The organism is Parasphingopyxis marina (assembly GCF_014237875.1).
Lineage (GTDB): Bacteria > Pseudomonadota > Alphaproteobacteria > Sphingomonadales > Sphingomonadaceae > Parasphingopyxis > Parasphingopyxis marina.
The window spans coordinates 344,636-360,360 of sequence record NZ_JACJVJ010000002.1; the positions used below are offsets into that span (position 1 = coordinate 344,636).

Annotated in this window: 9 protein-coding genes; 5 read left to right on the plus strand and 4 right to left on the minus strand. The window is 65.9% G+C overall.

The features are described from left to right. Positions 1–34: 34 nt before the first annotated feature. Genes H6P80_RS10415 through H6P80_RS10430 form a run of 4 tightly spaced genes read right to left on the minus strand, consistent with a single transcriptional unit; the run spans position 35 to position 5,035 of the window. Complete coding sequence (locus tag H6P80_RS10415) at positions 35–2,161, minus strand: glycosyltransferase (RefSeq protein WP_185801321.1); 2,127 nt, start codon at positions 2,159–2,161, stop codon at positions 35–37. Continuing rightward, on the minus strand, positions 2,158–2,919 hold the full coding sequence (locus H6P80_RS10420; RefSeq protein ID WP_185801322.1) for a hypothetical protein: 762 nt from the start codon (positions 2,917–2,919) through the stop codon (positions 2,158–2,160). Before H6P80_RS10420 ends, H6P80_RS10415 begins: the two co-directional genes overlap by 4 nt. Next, the gene (locus tag H6P80_RS16700; protein ID WP_185801323.1) at positions 2,916–4,055 is read right to left on the minus strand and encodes a glycosyltransferase; all 1,140 of its coding nucleotides are present in this window, start codon (positions 4,053–4,055) and stop codon (positions 2,916–2,918) included. Before H6P80_RS16700 ends, H6P80_RS10420 begins: the two co-directional genes overlap by 4 nt. 50 nt (positions 4,056–4,105) lie before the next feature. Next, complete coding sequence (locus H6P80_RS10430; RefSeq protein WP_185801324.1) at positions 4,106–5,035, minus strand: NAD-dependent epimerase/dehydratase family protein; 930 nt, start codon at positions 5,033–5,035, stop codon at positions 4,106–4,108. 103 nt (positions 5,036–5,138) lie between these two features. Between H6P80_RS10430 and H6P80_RS10435 the strand changes: the two genes are divergently transcribed. From H6P80_RS10435 to H6P80_RS10455, 5 genes are all read left to right on the plus strand, one after another. Further along, entirely contained in the window at positions 5,139–7,733 is a 2,595-nt protein-coding gene (locus H6P80_RS10435) for a glycosyltransferase family 4 protein (protein WP_185801325.1), read from the plus strand. Positions 7,734–7,887: 154 nt separating this feature from the next. Continuing rightward, on the plus strand, positions 7,888–10,962 hold the full coding sequence (locus tag H6P80_RS10440; RefSeq protein WP_185801326.1) for a CHAT domain-containing protein: 3,075 nt from the start codon (positions 7,888–7,890) through the stop codon (positions 10,960–10,962). A gap of 21 nt (positions 10,963–10,983) precedes the next feature. After that, a complete protein-coding gene (locus tag H6P80_RS10445) occupies positions 10,984–13,029 on the plus strand; it encodes an adenylate/guanylate cyclase domain-containing protein (RefSeq protein ID WP_185801327.1) in 2,046 nt (681 codons plus the stop codon). Then, positions 13,010–13,726, plus strand: coding sequence for a hypothetical protein (locus tag H6P80_RS10450; RefSeq protein WP_185801328.1), 717 nt, complete (start codon positions 13,010–13,012; stop codon positions 13,724–13,726). The genes H6P80_RS10445 and H6P80_RS10450 overlap by 20 nt, the downstream gene beginning before the upstream one ends. 227 nt (positions 13,727–13,953) lie before the next feature. Further along, positions 13,954–15,702 carry a ShlB/FhaC/HecB family hemolysin secretion/activation protein gene (locus H6P80_RS10455; RefSeq protein WP_185801329.1) on the plus strand — a complete coding sequence of 583 codons (1,749 nt, stop codon included), beginning with the start codon at positions 13,954–13,956 and terminating at the stop codon, positions 15,700–15,702. Positions 15,703–15,725: the final 23 nt, after the last annotated feature.

The following is a 15,725-nucleotide window of genomic DNA, read 5'->3' on the forward strand; positions in this document are numbered from 1 at the left end:
CGTTCAAACAGCGCCGACGTGGGAAGGCAAGCGATCAACCGGCATAGTGCGCGGAGAGCCCACCGAAAAAGGCGGTTGCCGAAAAGCGTTCTTCTGCCTGCGTAACGGCCTTGGCGGATGCTCCGTCCATCCACACTTCGTCCTCGAGCAGCGCGAGGCTGTGCGCCGCAAGCGCATCGCTGTCTCCGGCGGAAACCAGCGCGCCGGTTTCGTCCGGCAGGAAGGTCTCCCCCACGCCGCCGACGTCGAACGCCGCGATGGGTACGCCGGAAAACTGCGCCTCGATCAGCACATTGGGCAGGCCTTCGGTCGCCGAACTCAGCCAGAACAGGTCCATCGCGGCGAGATAATCGGCAACATTTTCCACCTGTCCCGGCATGTGCAATCGCTCGGACAGGCCGGCATCGGCGAAGCGCATCGCGGCGGCCTCGCGCAGCGGCCCCTCGCCGACCATCAGGAAATGCGCGTCCGACCGCTCCGCCGCGAGGCTTATCGCCGCCTCGGCCCAGACCAGCGGCTGCTTGACCGGAGCGAAACGCATCACGGTACCAATTACGGGGGCATCGGAGGCAATGCCGAGCTGCTGCTTGGCCTGTGCCTTGTCCGCATCCGCCCCCGCCCAATCGAAGCCGTTATAGAGGATGCAAAACCGCTCATCCTGCGCCACCCGCCACCATCGGGCATAGCCATTGGCTGACGCCTGGGCGCAGAACAGGGTTTCCACCTCGGCCCGTTCGCGGAGCCTGCGATAGACAGCCGGATAAGCGGCGATCGGTTCGCCGCGCCCCGACAGGGGCACGCCCGGCGCGTGGTGAAAATGGACGATGATCTTGCTGCAGCCGGCAGCCAGCCCGGCATAGGCGGCGAGCAGGCCGGTCAGGTCGTTCCAGGCGTGGATGACACGGGGGCGGGTGGCGGCGACATGGTCGTGGAGCTTTTGCGCGCGCGCCTTCCAGCTTCCCGGCAACAGCGCGAAGGGCATGGCGGCCGGGCCGTCGCGCCCGAGCAGCAGGATATCGGCGGCGCTCACCCCCGCCTCCTCGGCATAGAAAGCTGAAGGCGCGCCATCGGCGTAGTCGAGCAGCGCGAGGTCGACCGTCTCGAATGCATCGCTCGCAGAGAAATGCCGATAGGCGCGGGCGAGCATCCGCTCCATCCCGCCGCAGCCCAGCGTGTTGCCGACCATCAGCAGGCGGTTTTCGGCATCATAGGGTTGGGCGCTCGCCAATCCCGCTTCCAGCAGCCAGGCGAAAGCGGTTTCAAGCGGTTCCTGCGCGGGAGCGCCACCTTTCCCCGCCCATTCCAACAGCGCATCGCGCGCCGGCGTTTCGCCACCGAAATCGGCGCGGCTCAGGATATCGGCATCGTCGAGCCAGCGGTCGCGCTCGGCGGCGAGCCGGGCCAATCGTCGGCGAATGCGGCCGCGTATCCTGGCGCTGTGCGACACTTTCAGCGCATCGAGCAGGGACAGGCGCGCGAGCGCCGGATAGCCGAGCCCGCGAAGCAGATGCGCATCGGCCAGCGCGCGATCGTCTTCGGGCAGCGGAAAGGCCGAAAAGCGCGCGGTCAGACGGCGGAACAGCGGATCTTCTTCCGCAACGCCTGCCTTGCGCAGGCCCAGCAGCGCCCAGTGCAGGGCATCGGGTTTGGAGCCCCGCTCGATCAGGCCCTCGGCATAGTCCCGCAGCACGGCCATATCGCGGGCGGCAAGAAACCGTTCGATATCGCGGGCAACCCGGTCGGCGCGCGGCGCAAACAGGCTTTTCAGCTTGGAGTGTGCCTTGTCCGGCGAGTCATGGGCCACGAGCGTTTCGGCCGGGAGCAACCCGCCCAGCGGATGACCGTCCCGGAACGCCGTGACGGCCCCGGCCCAGCCGCTGTCGAATTCGAAAGGCGAGTTGGCTTCGGAACTGCCGGGGTCTTCCGCCATTGCGAGGAGGTGCGGCGGCACGGCGTCGAACTGGCCCAGCATCTGATCCGCCAGCCCGCGCCGATCCGTCCGCAAGGCCGCTTCGGCGATGCATCCGGCAGCCAAGTGCGTGTGCTTGCCGCTGCGCAGGATATCGCGCCAGAGATCGATAGCGTCGGGCCAGGCCTGTTGCCGGGTTGCGGCGATGGCCGCGGCCAGCGGCCCGCCGGGCGGCAGGGGCCAGCCACTCATCTGCTGCCGAAGATACGCGCTAGCCGCGCCTTCCAGCGCCCGGCCCAGCCCGCGGCCTGATGCAGCCGCTCGATCTCCTCGCGGCTGCGCTCGGCTTGCCGGGAGAGGTCTCGCTCGTGCCGTGCCTTGAGCGCCGCCTCGCGGCCCAGCCGCACGCGCCGTTCGGTCCGTAGCCGATCATTCTCCGCATGACTCGCCGCCGCGCGCGCCCGCCATTGCGCGGCCTCGTCGCCCGGTTCGCCCGTGAAGACCGCACCCGCGACAATGGGAAGGTGGATGACGACCGGCGCTGCCTGCCTCGCTTCGGCGAGAGCCGCCCCGGGATCGCTTGCCGTTGCCGCGCGCAATCGCTCGGTTTTGACCCAGCAGGCTTCGGCCGGCGGTTCGCCATCGTCGCAGGGCATCGTCGTGCATTGCGATACGGCGAGCATGGCCGTGGTGAGGCAGTCCGCCTCGCCGCTCTCAAGCCGCTCCATCGCCAGTTCCAGCCCGGGCCCGAAATCCTCGACCGCGCGAAAGGCGAGCTGAACATAATCCGCCGTCTCGCCGGCCAGCACGAAAGCGAAGGCATCCGCCGGATGGATCGCCACATCCGGCGCGATTGCCGCGATGTCGGCCTTTGCGCTGTCATCGTCGCAAAAGACGATCATAGGCAGGTCAGCATCGTCCCAGTCCGGAGGATCGATGGCGGCGGCCAGCGTGTCGAGGCCGGCGCGATCGGCAAACCAGTAGCGGCGCGCGGTGGGGCCAAGGCTCATACGCGCTCTCCCAGCAGTGCGGCATGATAGAGCGGTGCATTGGCCGCGGCATCGAAATGCCGGGCGGCATGGGCGAGCGCCTGGTCGCGGGCCGCCGCGAAGGCAGCGGCATCGCCGTGCCAGGCGATGATCGCATCGGCGATCGCGCGGGCATCGAGATCGACGAGGCAGGCGCCCTCGCCCGCTCCAAAATCCTCGGCGAACAGGATATGCGAGAGGATCGCCGGCAGGCCGCAGCTCATCGCTTCCATCACCACCTGGGGAAAACCTTCGGAACGCGCGGGCAGCAGCAGCCCGTGATGCGCGCGATAAAGGCCGGGGAGCGCGTCATAATCGTGAAAGCCGAGATAGCGGCGATTGCCTTCCTCCCGCTCCGCGAAATCCCCGGCGATGGTGATGCGGACATCGGGGCGTTCCGCGGCGAGGATGGCGGCCGCGCCTTCGATCAGGTCGATGCCTTTCTCCTCGCTGTTACGGCCGACGAAGAGGATGTCGGTGCAGTGTCCCGGCGCCTGCCCGGGTGGCGCGAAATGGGTGCGGTCGACGCCCCGGCGGCAAATGGCGATCTTGTCGGGATCGGAGACGAGCGGCGCCACCCTCGCCCGCTCCGTGCCGCCCATCACGATCACGGTGCGCGCGGCTTCCGCCGCAAAGCGTTCCTGCGCCATCAGATTGCCGAGCAAGGCGGTGCCCGTCACCGGCCTGCCCGCCGCTTCGAGAACCGCCGTCTGGGTGGCGATGTCGTTGCCGGCGATCCGGTAGACAAATTCCGCCCCCTGATCGCGCGCCGCGCGGGCCAGCGCGAAATTGAAGCCGATCATCCGGCCGTTGAGCGTGCTGACGATATCGGGTGCCAACTCTCCGATCGCCGCGGCATAATCGGCGAGCAGGAGTTCGCCGGCTGGGGCGCTGCCATCCTCCAGCGAAGCGAGCCGGCGAAAGGTCACGCCATGGTCCCGTTCCAGCCGCTGGCGATGGGGATCGCCTTCGGGCGGCAGGTCCCGCATCAGCAAGGTGACTTGCGCCTTTTGCGAGAGATCGCCGAGCAAGCTCGGATATTTGTAGCTGCCGCGTATCTCCCAATCGCGGAGATTGTGCACGGCCCAGGGCGGCTCGAAAAAAGCGATATGCGTCACGCCAACCGCCCTAGCGAATATCGCAGGCCATAAACAAGCGGCGCACCACGCTAGAGCGCCAGCTTTTCCCGGTTGTCGACGAACCAGCGCCAGGTCTCTTCCAGCCCTTCGGCAAGGCCGATCTTGGGATCATAGCCGATCGCCGCGCGGGCATGGCCGATATCGCACCAGTTGTGGACGATCTCCCCGGCGCGGAACGGCTTATAATCGACCGCGATATCCTCGCCGCTGATCTCGCGCAGCAAGTCGATAATTTCGTCCAGCGGCGTGCCGATCCCGGTACCGAGCTGGACCGGCCCCGAAACGTCCGACCCCAGCGCGGCGACGATGCCGTCGGCAAGGTCGCGCGCATGGACATAGTCGCGCGTCTGGCCGCCATCGCCATAGACGGTCAGCGTCTCGCCCTTCAGGATCTGCTTGATGAACAGCGCGACGACGCTGCCCTTGTGCCAGGAGCGCGGGCCATAGACGTTGGAAAAGCGCAGCGAGGCGGCGTTCATGCCGTAGCTCGCGGCATAGGCCGAGCAATAGCCCTCCACCGCCAATTTCGAGGCGCCATAGGGCGAAAGCGGCGCGGCGACCATGCCTTCATGCACGGGCGGCGTGGCATCGCCGATAATCGCGCCGCCTGTCGAGGCGTTGACGAGCCGCTTGATGCCCAGCTTGCGCATCGTTTCCAGGATCACGAGGCTGCCTGCGACATTGACGTCGAAATTGAACCGGGGCGCTTCGATCGAAGGGATGACGCGGGTATCGGCGGCGAGATGGACGACAGCCTCGACGCCTTCCATCGCCCGCTCGACCGCGATCGGATCGGTGATGTCACCCGCGATGAATGTATGCGCGCAATCGGCAATCGCCGCCCGCGCGCCCGACACCTCGTTATCGAGCACGACGATCTCGTGACCGCCCAGCGCGTCGAGCCGCGCGACAAGGTTGCTGCCGACGAATCCGGCGCCGCCGGTCACCAAAATCTTCATTTCAAAACCTGCTCGGGCCAAGCTGGCCATATGGTTGCCAAGGATCGGGCATCGCCCTAATCGACGCCCGGCTATGCGTAAACGCCCGATTGGACCCCGTTAGATGCAGCGCGACGACTTCGCCGTTCAGTCCTTCCCCTCGCTCGCCGCCTTCCAGAGCGACGCGCCGGGCAAGCTGCGCGTCCTGATCGCGACCGAAGAGATTGTCGGGCCGGTCCGCAATGGCGGCATCGCCTCCACCTATTATCATCTCGCCCGCGGGCTCGCCGCAGAGGGCCATGACGTTACCGTCTGCTACCTGAAGGGCCGCGAGGTCGAGAATGAAACGGCCGAACATTGGGTCGGTTTCTACACACAATATGGCATCCGCTTCGTGCCGCTGCCCGATCTCGGCGAACCGCTGGCCGGGGCGAGCGCCAAATGGCAGGCGCGCTGGCTCTCCTTCTACCGCTGGCTCCGGGCCGAGCCGCGCTTCGACGTCGTCCACAGTTCCGAATGGCGGGGCGGCGCCTTTTATGCGCTGCAGGCCAAGCGGCTGGGCCTCGCCTTCCAGGACACGCTGTTCGTCACCAAAACGTCCTCGCCCTATATCTGGAACCGGCATTATCAGATGCAGCCGATCGACAATGTCGACCTGCTGATTGCCAGCTTCGCCGAGCAGAAATGCGTCGAATGGGCGGACATGGTCGTGGGCGGCAGCGCGCATCTCCTCAGCTTCATGGGTCATATCGGCTATACGCTGCCCGAAGGCCGCACCTATGTGCAGCCCAATATCGTCGATTTTGCAGAGGTGCAGGTCGAAGATCGGAGACCGAAGCGCGCGATCGGCGATGTCGTGAAGGCCCGGGAACTGGTTTTCTTCGGCCGGCTCGAACCGCGCAAGGGGCTCGACCTCTTCGTCCACGCCGTGAACATGCTGGTTGCGCAGGGCGTTTCCATCGAGCGCGTCACCTTCCTCGGCAAGCCCGGCGAGCCGCTGGCCAGCGAAGGCGATGTGCAACCGTTGGATTTCATCCAGGAACACGCCGCGCGCTGGCCGTTTCCCGTCGATATCGTCACCGATCTCAACCAGCCCGAAGCGCTCTCGCTTATGTGCTCGCGCGACATGATCGCCGCCATGCCCTCGCTGATCGAGAATTCGACGATGGCCGTCTATGAGGCGCTCGTCCATCACATCCCGTTCGTCGCGACAGCCGTCGGCGGCACGCCCGAACTGATCGCGCCGGCCGACCATGACGCGACCCTGGTGCCGCCCGATACCGAAGCGCTGGCGCTGCGGCTCCGCCTCGCGCTGATCGACGGACAGCCGCTTGCCCGCCCGGCCTTCGACAATGATGACAACCTTGCGCAATGGTATGGCTTCCACCGCTATCTGGCGGCGGAAGGCGTTGCAGCGCTGATGCCGCCGGTAGACGCGCCGAAAGAGGCGGAGGCGATCAGCCTCGTCGTCCATGCGCCGACCCGCGACGCGCTGGACGAAGCCGTCGCCGAAGCGCTGGATGCCGAGGGCATCGACGAAATCCTGATCTACACCGCCGCGACCGTCAGCAAGGATCAGCGCAAGGCGCATGACCGGCTCGCCGACGATCGTATCGAGATCATAGAAGCCATCGGCACCGGCGCGGGCGCCTGTTTCAACCATGGGCTCCAAGCCGCGAAAGGCGCGATCCTGATTTTCCAGGCGGCCGCCGGCCTGTCGCTCGATGCCGGCTTCGCCGCCGCGTTGCGCGACGCCAGTGCCGCCCGGCCCGCCGATCTTGTCACGGCCGCCTTCCGCTTTTCCTCGAACGCCGATGGCAGGCTGGATGCGCTGTTCGCGCCGCTGGGCGGCGACCCGGCGACCCAGGCGCTGACCGGCGCGGCGCACGGGCTCGAGATTATCGCGGGACGCAAGGCCGTTTTCGATCGGCTCGGCGACTTCGAAGCCTATCGCACGCCCCGGGGCATCGTTCACGAATATACCGCGCGCGCCGAGGCGGCCGGGCGGGACCTGTTCGTGCTGCCCGAACCGCTGCTTCGCTATTCCGGCGATTATGAAACGGTCACGGCGATAACGGGGACGGCCGCCTATCTGGCGCAAAAACCCCTGCTCGACGCGGCCCGGCTGCCGGTGCGCAAATTGCTGCTGCACAAGCCGGAAGCGGTCCGCGCGCCGGGCAATGCCGGGCGGATCATCCTCGGCCAGGCGCATCGCGAGGAAGGCGAGACGGCCTGGCTGACGAACGGTGCGAAGATCGGCCGGACGGCAGACGCGCTGCCGAACCGGCACCATATCCTGCTCGGCTTCGATGCCGATGCCGCCCGGCTCGATTTCGCGGCGCTCCATGAAGGCGCGCTGACGATCCGCGCGAACGGCGCGGAAATCCGCCGTGATCCCGATTTCGGCGCGCGCGGCGAATTTACCGCATCGGCGATCGACCTCCTGCCCTTGCTCGAAAATACGGACCGGCTGCGGCTGCGCATCGAACTTGTCCGCACGGGCAAGCAGCGCTTCGCCTCGATCCTTGCCCAGCGGATCGAGCCCGACATCTACATGCTGAGCGCGCGCAGCCCCATCTTCTGGGAGGAAGACTTCGCCGAGGCGCTGGCGTTGCTTGGCGGGGAGCGCGCCGCATCCCCGCTGCCGTCCTTGCGCCGGATGCCGGCGCGCGCGCCCTCGCTCGCCACGAAACTTCGCGCAAGGCTAAACGACCGCTAGTTGACGCGGCGTCCCGTTTCCGGCCGATGTGATCTGCGGCACTGGATTCCGCCCTTTGGCTGATATAAGCCGCTCAAGGGTCGCTAAAAAATCTGTATTCTGCGTTGCGGTTCGATTCTGCGATGCATCATGATTTGTGCGGCGGGAGGGCTGTATGCGTTGGTTCGATGGGGTGAAGGCCGTTGCGGTCGCGATGGCGTTAACGGCCGCGGCGGCGGCGCCAGCCCAGCAATTGCGCCCCAGTCTCGAAGACAGTTTCCGTCTCGGCAGCGGCACGGGTCTGCTTTGCCGGGTCCAGTCGCGCCTGACCGATCCCGCCATGGCGACGATGTTCGACCGCGCCTATGCGATCGTCTGCCGCGATGCCGCGGAACCCGTCGGCTATATCTACGCCCTGCGCACCGGAACCGATGCCGAGGCCCGGCTCGCGGGGCTGCGCCAGGCCAAGGTCGAGTGCGGGGCGACCCGAGCCGCGGTGACGATCGCCGATATCGGCAGCGTCGGCAAATGGGATTGCGGATTGCGCGCGGCGGAGGTCGCCTACACCGTCTACGCCCATTCGTCCGGCGACACGCTTTATGTCGCCGAGGGCCTCACCGGCTATGACAGCGCGCTCCAGCTCGGGCTGCGCACCATCTATACCGATACCATGCTGCCCGGGGAGCTCAGCATCGCCACCACCGGCATGGGCGACGAAGCCGCCTTTGCGCGCGTCCAGGCCGGCACGCTGGATACGGACCAGGCACTCGCCGAAGGCTATCGGCGCAACAATAGCGGCAATTATGCCGAAGCCGCCGAATTCTTCGAAACGTTGCTCCAGCGCAATGCCGAGAACGGCGGCGCGAATTCCAACGAGCGCGCCGGCGAATATCTGATCAACCAGGCGCTGCAGCAATCCAATCTCGGCGATTTCGAAACCGCGGACGCTACCTATGCCCGCGCTCTCGCGATTCCCAGCGCCAGTCCGACCCAACTGCGTCTGCGCCGCAATTTCCAGGCGCTCCACCTGCTGAACCAGCAGCGCCCGGAAGAAGCGCTCGCGATTCTCGACGATGGGCTTGCCGCCCTGATGACCCCGGGAGCCGAGGCCGAAGACGCCGCGATTACCAGCGATACTTCGCAACAGATCAACAGCGGTTCCGAATTCGCCCGCCAGCTCGGCGGCGAGGAGAGCGAAAGGCTGACCGTAACGGAGCGCGCAATCATCCTCGATGCACAGGCGCGGCAGTTGCGCGGCGCTATCCTGCGCATTCAGGGCCGCACCGACGAGGCCCGCACGGCGCTGAGCCGGTCGCTTACGGAAATCGCCACCGTGCGCGACGGGCGGGTGCGCTCGACCGCCCGGCTGCGCGCACAGGCCCTGACCGAACTTGCCGAGATCGACGAAGCAGAGGGCAGTTTCGCCTCTGCCGAGGCAAGGCTGCAACTGGCGGTCAGTCTGCTCGAAGCGCAATATCCACTCTCGATCGCATCGAGCGCCGCCAAGGCGCGGCTCGCCGCTTACTATGCCCGGCGCGGCGCAACCGATACCGCGCTCGGCCTGTTCGCGCAGGTCGTCGCCGAAAACCGGGGCCGCGCGACCCCGCGCACCAGCCTGGAAAACCAGCTGTCGCCCTATTTCGAGCTGATGCTCGACGAGATGCCGACCAACCCTGGGCTCGCCGCCGATTTCTTCCTGGCAACCGAAACCCTTGTCCGCCCGGGCGTCGCGAACACGCAAGCCGTGCTCGCCCGCGAGCTATCGAACGGGAATGACGAAGCCGCGCGGCTGTTCCGCCAATCGGTGACGCTCACCCGCGCGATCGAGACCGCGCGTATCGAACTTGCGCGGCTGCGCGGGATAGAGCAACCGACCAGCCTCACCTTCCAGCGCATCGCCGCACTGGAAACCGAACTGGCCGAGCTGACCGAAGGACAGGCGGCGACGACCGCCCAGCTTGCAGGCTTTCCGCGATACCAGGCGGTGTCGACCGCGGCGCTGACTCTGGAAGATCTGCAGGCCTCGCTCCAGCCGGGCGAAGCCTATGTAAAGCTCAGCCAGGTGGCCGGGCAGGTCTATGTGATCTTCGTCACGCAGGACAGCGTCCTGCCCTACCGGCCCGATCTCGACGCCGATATTCTCGATGGCCGGGTGACCTTGCTGCGCGAAACCATTTCGTTCGTGGACAATGGCCAGCGGTTGACCTTTCCCTTCGACGTCCGCCAGGCCTTCGATCTGTTTACCGAGCTGCTCGGCCCGGTCGCGGGCCGGATGGCCGGGGTCGACCATCTGATCGTCGAGCCCGATGGCGGAATGCTGCGCCTGCCCGCGAACCTGCTCGTCACCGACGAGGCCGGCGTGGCCGCCTATGAGCGCCGCGTCGAAGCCGGTGGCGATCCGTTCGATTTCACCGGCGTTGCCTGGCTCGGCCGCGATCATGCGATCAGCACCGCGATTTCCGCGCGCGGCTTTCGCGATATCAGGAACCTTCCGCCGTCGAGCGCCTCGCGCGCCTATCTCGGCTTCGGGGAAAATTCCCGGCCGCGGGCACGCCTGCAGAGGGCGAACGCCGAACTTTCCAGTTCCTATTCGCACTGTACCTGGCCGCTCGAATTCTGGCGGTCGCCGATAGCGGCGAGCGAGCTGCAGACGGTCCGCCGGCTGATCGGCTCCGACCCATCGAGCGTCGTCACCGGCGATGCCTTTACCGACATGGCGGTGATGCAGCGCGGCGACCTCAACGATTTCCGCATCCTCCACTTCGCGACCCACGGGCTTATTACGCCGGCCCGGCGGGATTGCCCGCCCCAGCCGGCGCTTCTCACATCGTTCGGCGATAGCGACAGCTCGGACGGGCTGCTCGAATTCGCCGAGATTTTCGACCTCAAGCTGGACGCCGATCTCGTCATCCTTTCGGCCTGCGACACGGCGAGCGCGGCCGGGATCGCCGCTTCGCGCGCGGCGGGCGTCACCGGCGGCGGTTCGGCGCTCGATGGCCTGGTGCGCGCCTTTGTCGGCGCCGGCAGCCGTGTCGTCATCGCCAGCCACTGGCCTGCACCGGACGATTACGACGCGACCGAAAGGCTGATCACCGGCCTGTTCCGCAGCGGACAGGACGTCTCCCTCGGCGAAGCGATGCGCAATGCGCAGCGCGGGCTGATGGACGATCCCGCGACCTCGCATCCCTATTACTGGTCCGGCTTCGCCGTGATCGGCGATGGCACGCAACCCGTTACCCGCGCCAATTAAGGCCGGGAGGAAGTCCGGGCCATGGCAATCGAAGAACCCGCAGCGACAGACGAAGAGCGCCAAGAACTCGTCGACCGCCACTGGGTGCCGTGGACCGTCCGCATCTGGAGCGCAGTCGGGCCGCTCCGTTTCATCGCCTGCGTCACCCTGCTGTTCATCGCGGTGCTGATTGCGCGTTTCAGCTGGACGATGCCCGGCGTCGAGGAGATCGAACGGGTTCTTTATGACCTGCGCGCGACATATGCGATGCCGCTGGCCGAGGAGGACGAGCGCATCACGATCGTCACCTATGAAGAAGACACGCTCCTCAATACCGGCATTCGTTCGCCGCTCGATCGCGCCATCCTGGCCCGGGGCCTGACGGCGCTGGACGCGATGGAACCGCGCGCGATCGCGATCGACATCCTGATCGATCAGGAAACGGCCAATGACGAACAGCTCGTGGCGGCGCTCAACGCGATGCGCACGCCGACCTATCTCGCCTTCGTCACGCCGGAATTTAATCCCAATCTCCAGCTCCAGCCGCGCCAGGTCGATTTTATAGACGATTTCCATCGCCGGATAACCAACCCGCTCGTCCGGCCGACCAGCGTGAAGCTGGAGGCCGACAGCGACAATGTCGTGCGAAGCTGGCCCGAACAGCCCGAAGGCTTGCCGCCGCTCATGGCGAACTCGCTCGCACCCGGGCATGAGGCCTTTCGGTCCCACAGGGGCAGCATGACATATCGGCGCCCCACCTTTCAGGATGGCGCGGTCTTCACCAAATTGCCCATCGATTTCTTCGGCGAACCGGAGGAAGCCTCCTTCATGGCCGATTTTGTGAGGGGCCGGTATATCCTGATCGGCACCGACATTCCCGACGTGGACCGGTTCGAAACCCCGCGCACGCGATTGCGCGGCGATCCGCCCATTGCCGGGGTGGAGGTTCATGCGCATCTCCTGTCGCAAATGCTCGACGGAACGATGCTGCGCGCCGTGCCCCGATGGGCGCTATGGGCCACCGCGTTCCTCGTCGTGCTCGCCGGCGCGCTAACCAGCCTCAGCGATCTCAGGCTCTGGAAGCTCGGCCTTTTGATTATCCTGCAGGCCGCCTTCCTCGTGTTCGTGCCCTTCGCCCTCCACCGGGCGGGAACGGATACCCAGACGCTCCCGGTTTTCGGCTGGGGCGCCGGCTGGATGATCGCCTTCACCGCCGTCGGCGCGGCGGCGCGTTCGGTCGGCGCGGAAAAGCGGCAATATGTGCAGGGCGCGCTCAACAAATATCTGCCGTCCGACGTCGCGACCCAGATCCTGGCCGATCCCAACCGGCTGTCGCTGACCGGCGAAAAGCGCGAACTCTACGTGATCTTCACCGATCTCGAGGGCTTTACGAAGTTGAGCCACGCGATCGAACCGGAAATGGTTGCAACCCTGCTCAATCGCTATCTCGACCTGATGAGCGAGGCGGTGCTCGATCATGGCGGAACGATCGACAAGTTCGTCGGCGATGCCGTCGTCGCCTTTTGGGGCGCCCCGATTTCGCGGCCCGACGATGCCGAACGCGCCGCGCAATGCGCGGTGGCGATGTGGCGAATCGGCGAGGAATTCCGCCAATCGGTGCCCGATGGGGTGCCGCCGGTCGGCCGCACCCGTGTCGGCCTGCACAAGGGCGAGGCGATCGTCGGCAATTTCGGCGGCGAGGAGCGCATCCAGTATACCGCGCTCGGCGACGCCATGAACACCGCCGCCCGGCTCGAAGGCGCGAACAAGTGGCTCGAAACCGTCGCCCTGGCGAGCGGCGAAGCGGTGGAAGAGGTAAAAACCGTCAATTTCAGGCCGTTAGGGCGCGTCACCCTGTCGGGCCGGTCGACACCGGTGGAAATCCACGAACCTGTGCTGGAAATCACGGCAGGTTCAGCTTCTTTGCTGCAATCCTTATGGCGTAAATTCGAACAGGGCGACCTGAAAGCCCGCGACGAAATAGTGGCATTGGCCGGGCAGAACCCTGGCGATGCGGCATTGCAAAATTTCGCGTCGCGGCTGAAAGAAACCGAACCGGGAGGCAGTTATGTTCTACAAGGCAAATAAAGCTCTTATCTATGCAACGATGGGCCTGTCGGTCGCATCGATGGGCAGCGCAGCGATGGCCGATGTGCTCGTTACGCGGTCCAGCGGCGCGGCGGCGCGGCAGTATCCGCGCGGTACGCGGCTCGACGACAATCAGGTCATCGTATTGGGTGCCGGCGACAGCATCACCATTCTTACCAGCCGGGGGACGCGCCAATATAGCCGTCCTGGCCGATATCCGCTCAGCGGGCCGCGGCTTGCCGCGTCCAACGGCGTGGGCTTCACCAACGCGATAGCCCGTACGGGTGTCAGCCGCACCGGCGAACCCGTTTCGACGCCGGCCACATGGCAGATCGAAATCGGCATGAGCGGCCCCTTCTGCATTGCCCAGGGCCAGCCGGTCTCGTTCTGGCGTTATGACACGGAAGGGGCGGCCTCCTACACGGTGACCCGGTTGGTCGACAGTTCGAGCGCTACCGTAGCCTTTTCAGCGGGTGAAAATCAGTCGGCCTGGCCGTCAAGCTTCGTTCCGCACAACGGCACCTATCGCGTCGAAGGGCCGGGAGGATATAATGCGCAGGAGATCGTCATCACTTCGCTGGCGGTCGACCTGACGGATCCCGTGGCGGTCGGCGCTGCGCTGCTCGAAAACGGTTGCGACGAGCAGCTGAGCGCGTTCGCCACCGAGAACGAATCGGAAGCTGGGGATGCAAGCTAAGCGGCGACAATCGCCGAATTTAAGCTTGCCAGCGAAATGGAGAATTGGGATTCAGGTAAATTCGAATAGCGCATAACCGTCTTTAGGGTCGCAAAAGATGGTTATTGCCGGGACACCGCAGCAATCTTGCGGTACCAATCAATGGGTCCGGATCGGATCCGAATGCGACTGCTTGCCTCTGCCTCTTGGCCTTGGTGCGTCAGTCACTTGCCAGGGGGAAATACGGCGTGGCATTGCGTAATCTGGGTTTAATATCAGGCTTTGTCCTTGCGGCTTGGCCTGCGGCAGCGATAGCCCAGACGACGGCGGCGCCGACACGCGAGGAAATCCTCCGCCAACCCGATACCAGCATCGGCGAGCGCCCCGAGCGGATCGAAGTCGAAGGCGGGATCGAGCGCGCGCCCTGCCCGCTTGCCCAGCCGCGCTTCGAAAATGTCCGCTTCACCCTGCGCGGCGCCACCTTCTCCAATCTCGGTGAGATTTCCGAATCCGATCTTGCGCCCTCCTTCGCCGAATATCTGGGCCAGGAAGTACCGATCGCAACCGTGTGCGACATTCGCGACGGCGCCGCGACAATCCTGCGCAATCAGGGCTATCTCGCCGCCGTGCAGGTGCCGCCGCAGCAGATCGGCGATGACGGCATAGTCCGCTTCGATATTTTGACCGCGCAGATGACGCGCATCCAGGTGCGCGGCGAAACCGGCAATTCGGAAAACCGGATCGCCGGCTATCTGGAACCGCTGACCCATGCCGGGCCGTTCAACCAGCGCGCGGCCGAGCGCAACCTGTTGCTCGCCCGCGAACTTCCCGGCTTCGATACCCGGCTCACATTGCGCCCCGCCGACGGCGCGCCGGGCGAGGTGATCGGCGATGTCCGCGTCGAGCGCACCGGCTTTGTCGGCGAACTCAACGTCCAGAATTACAGTTCCCACTCGACCGGCCGGTTCGGCGGTCAGGCACGCGCCCAGTTCAACGACCTGACCGGCATGGGCGACAGCACCAACATCGCCTTCTTCGCCAGCGCCGATTTCAACGAACAGCTCGTCGTCAGCCTCGCGCACAGCTTCGCGGCCGGCAATGACGGGATGCGCGTCGGCGGCTCCTTCACCTATGCCTGGAATGATCCGACGATCGCCGGCGCGAGCCCGTTCGACACCGAAACGATGATCGCCAGCGCCTTTGTCAGCTACCCCTTCGTGCTGGACCAGGGCACACGGATCGGCGGAACCGCGGGCTTCGACTTCATCAACCAGCAGATCGAATTCGGCGGTGCGCCGCTGAACCGGGATCGGCTGCGCGTCGCCTATGCGCGCCTTGACGCGCAGGTGATCGACCGCGCCAGCATCGACGGCCATGGCGGCTTCAGCGCCGCCGAACCGCGCTGGCGCTTCGCCGGTTCGGCCGAGATCCGCCAGGGGCTGGATATTTTCGATGCGACCGACCCCGGCATCTTCCCGGCGGTCGCCATCCCCCAGACGCGGACCGCGGGCAAGGCCGGCGCGACCGTCATCCGGTTCGAGGGGCTGGCCGAATTCCGGCCGAGCCCGGTGATCGCCTTCGTGCTGCAGCCGCGCGCGCAGATCAGCTGGGATCCGCTCCTTTCCTACGAGGAATTTTCGGCCGGCAACTATACGGTCGGGCGCGGCTATGATCCGGGCACGATCATCGGCGATCAGGGCTTCGGCTTCCGCTCGGAAATCCGCTTCAGCAGCGCCGTTCCGCGCACGCGTGAGAGCTGGGCGTTGCAACCGTACGGCTTTTTCGACGCCGTCTGGGTATGGAACGACGATCCGGTCTTTTCCGGCTTCGGCGGCAGCGACGAGCTGTGGTCGGCCGGTGCCGGGCTCCGCGCCAATTATGGCGATCTGGCGCGCTTCGACGCGACGTTCACGGTCCCGATCGAACGCACGAACATCACGCGCACCAGGCCCGATCCGCGGCTGCTTATATCCATGCTGATCAGGTTCGCACGATGACGATGAAGGGTCAGGCGAGAGGA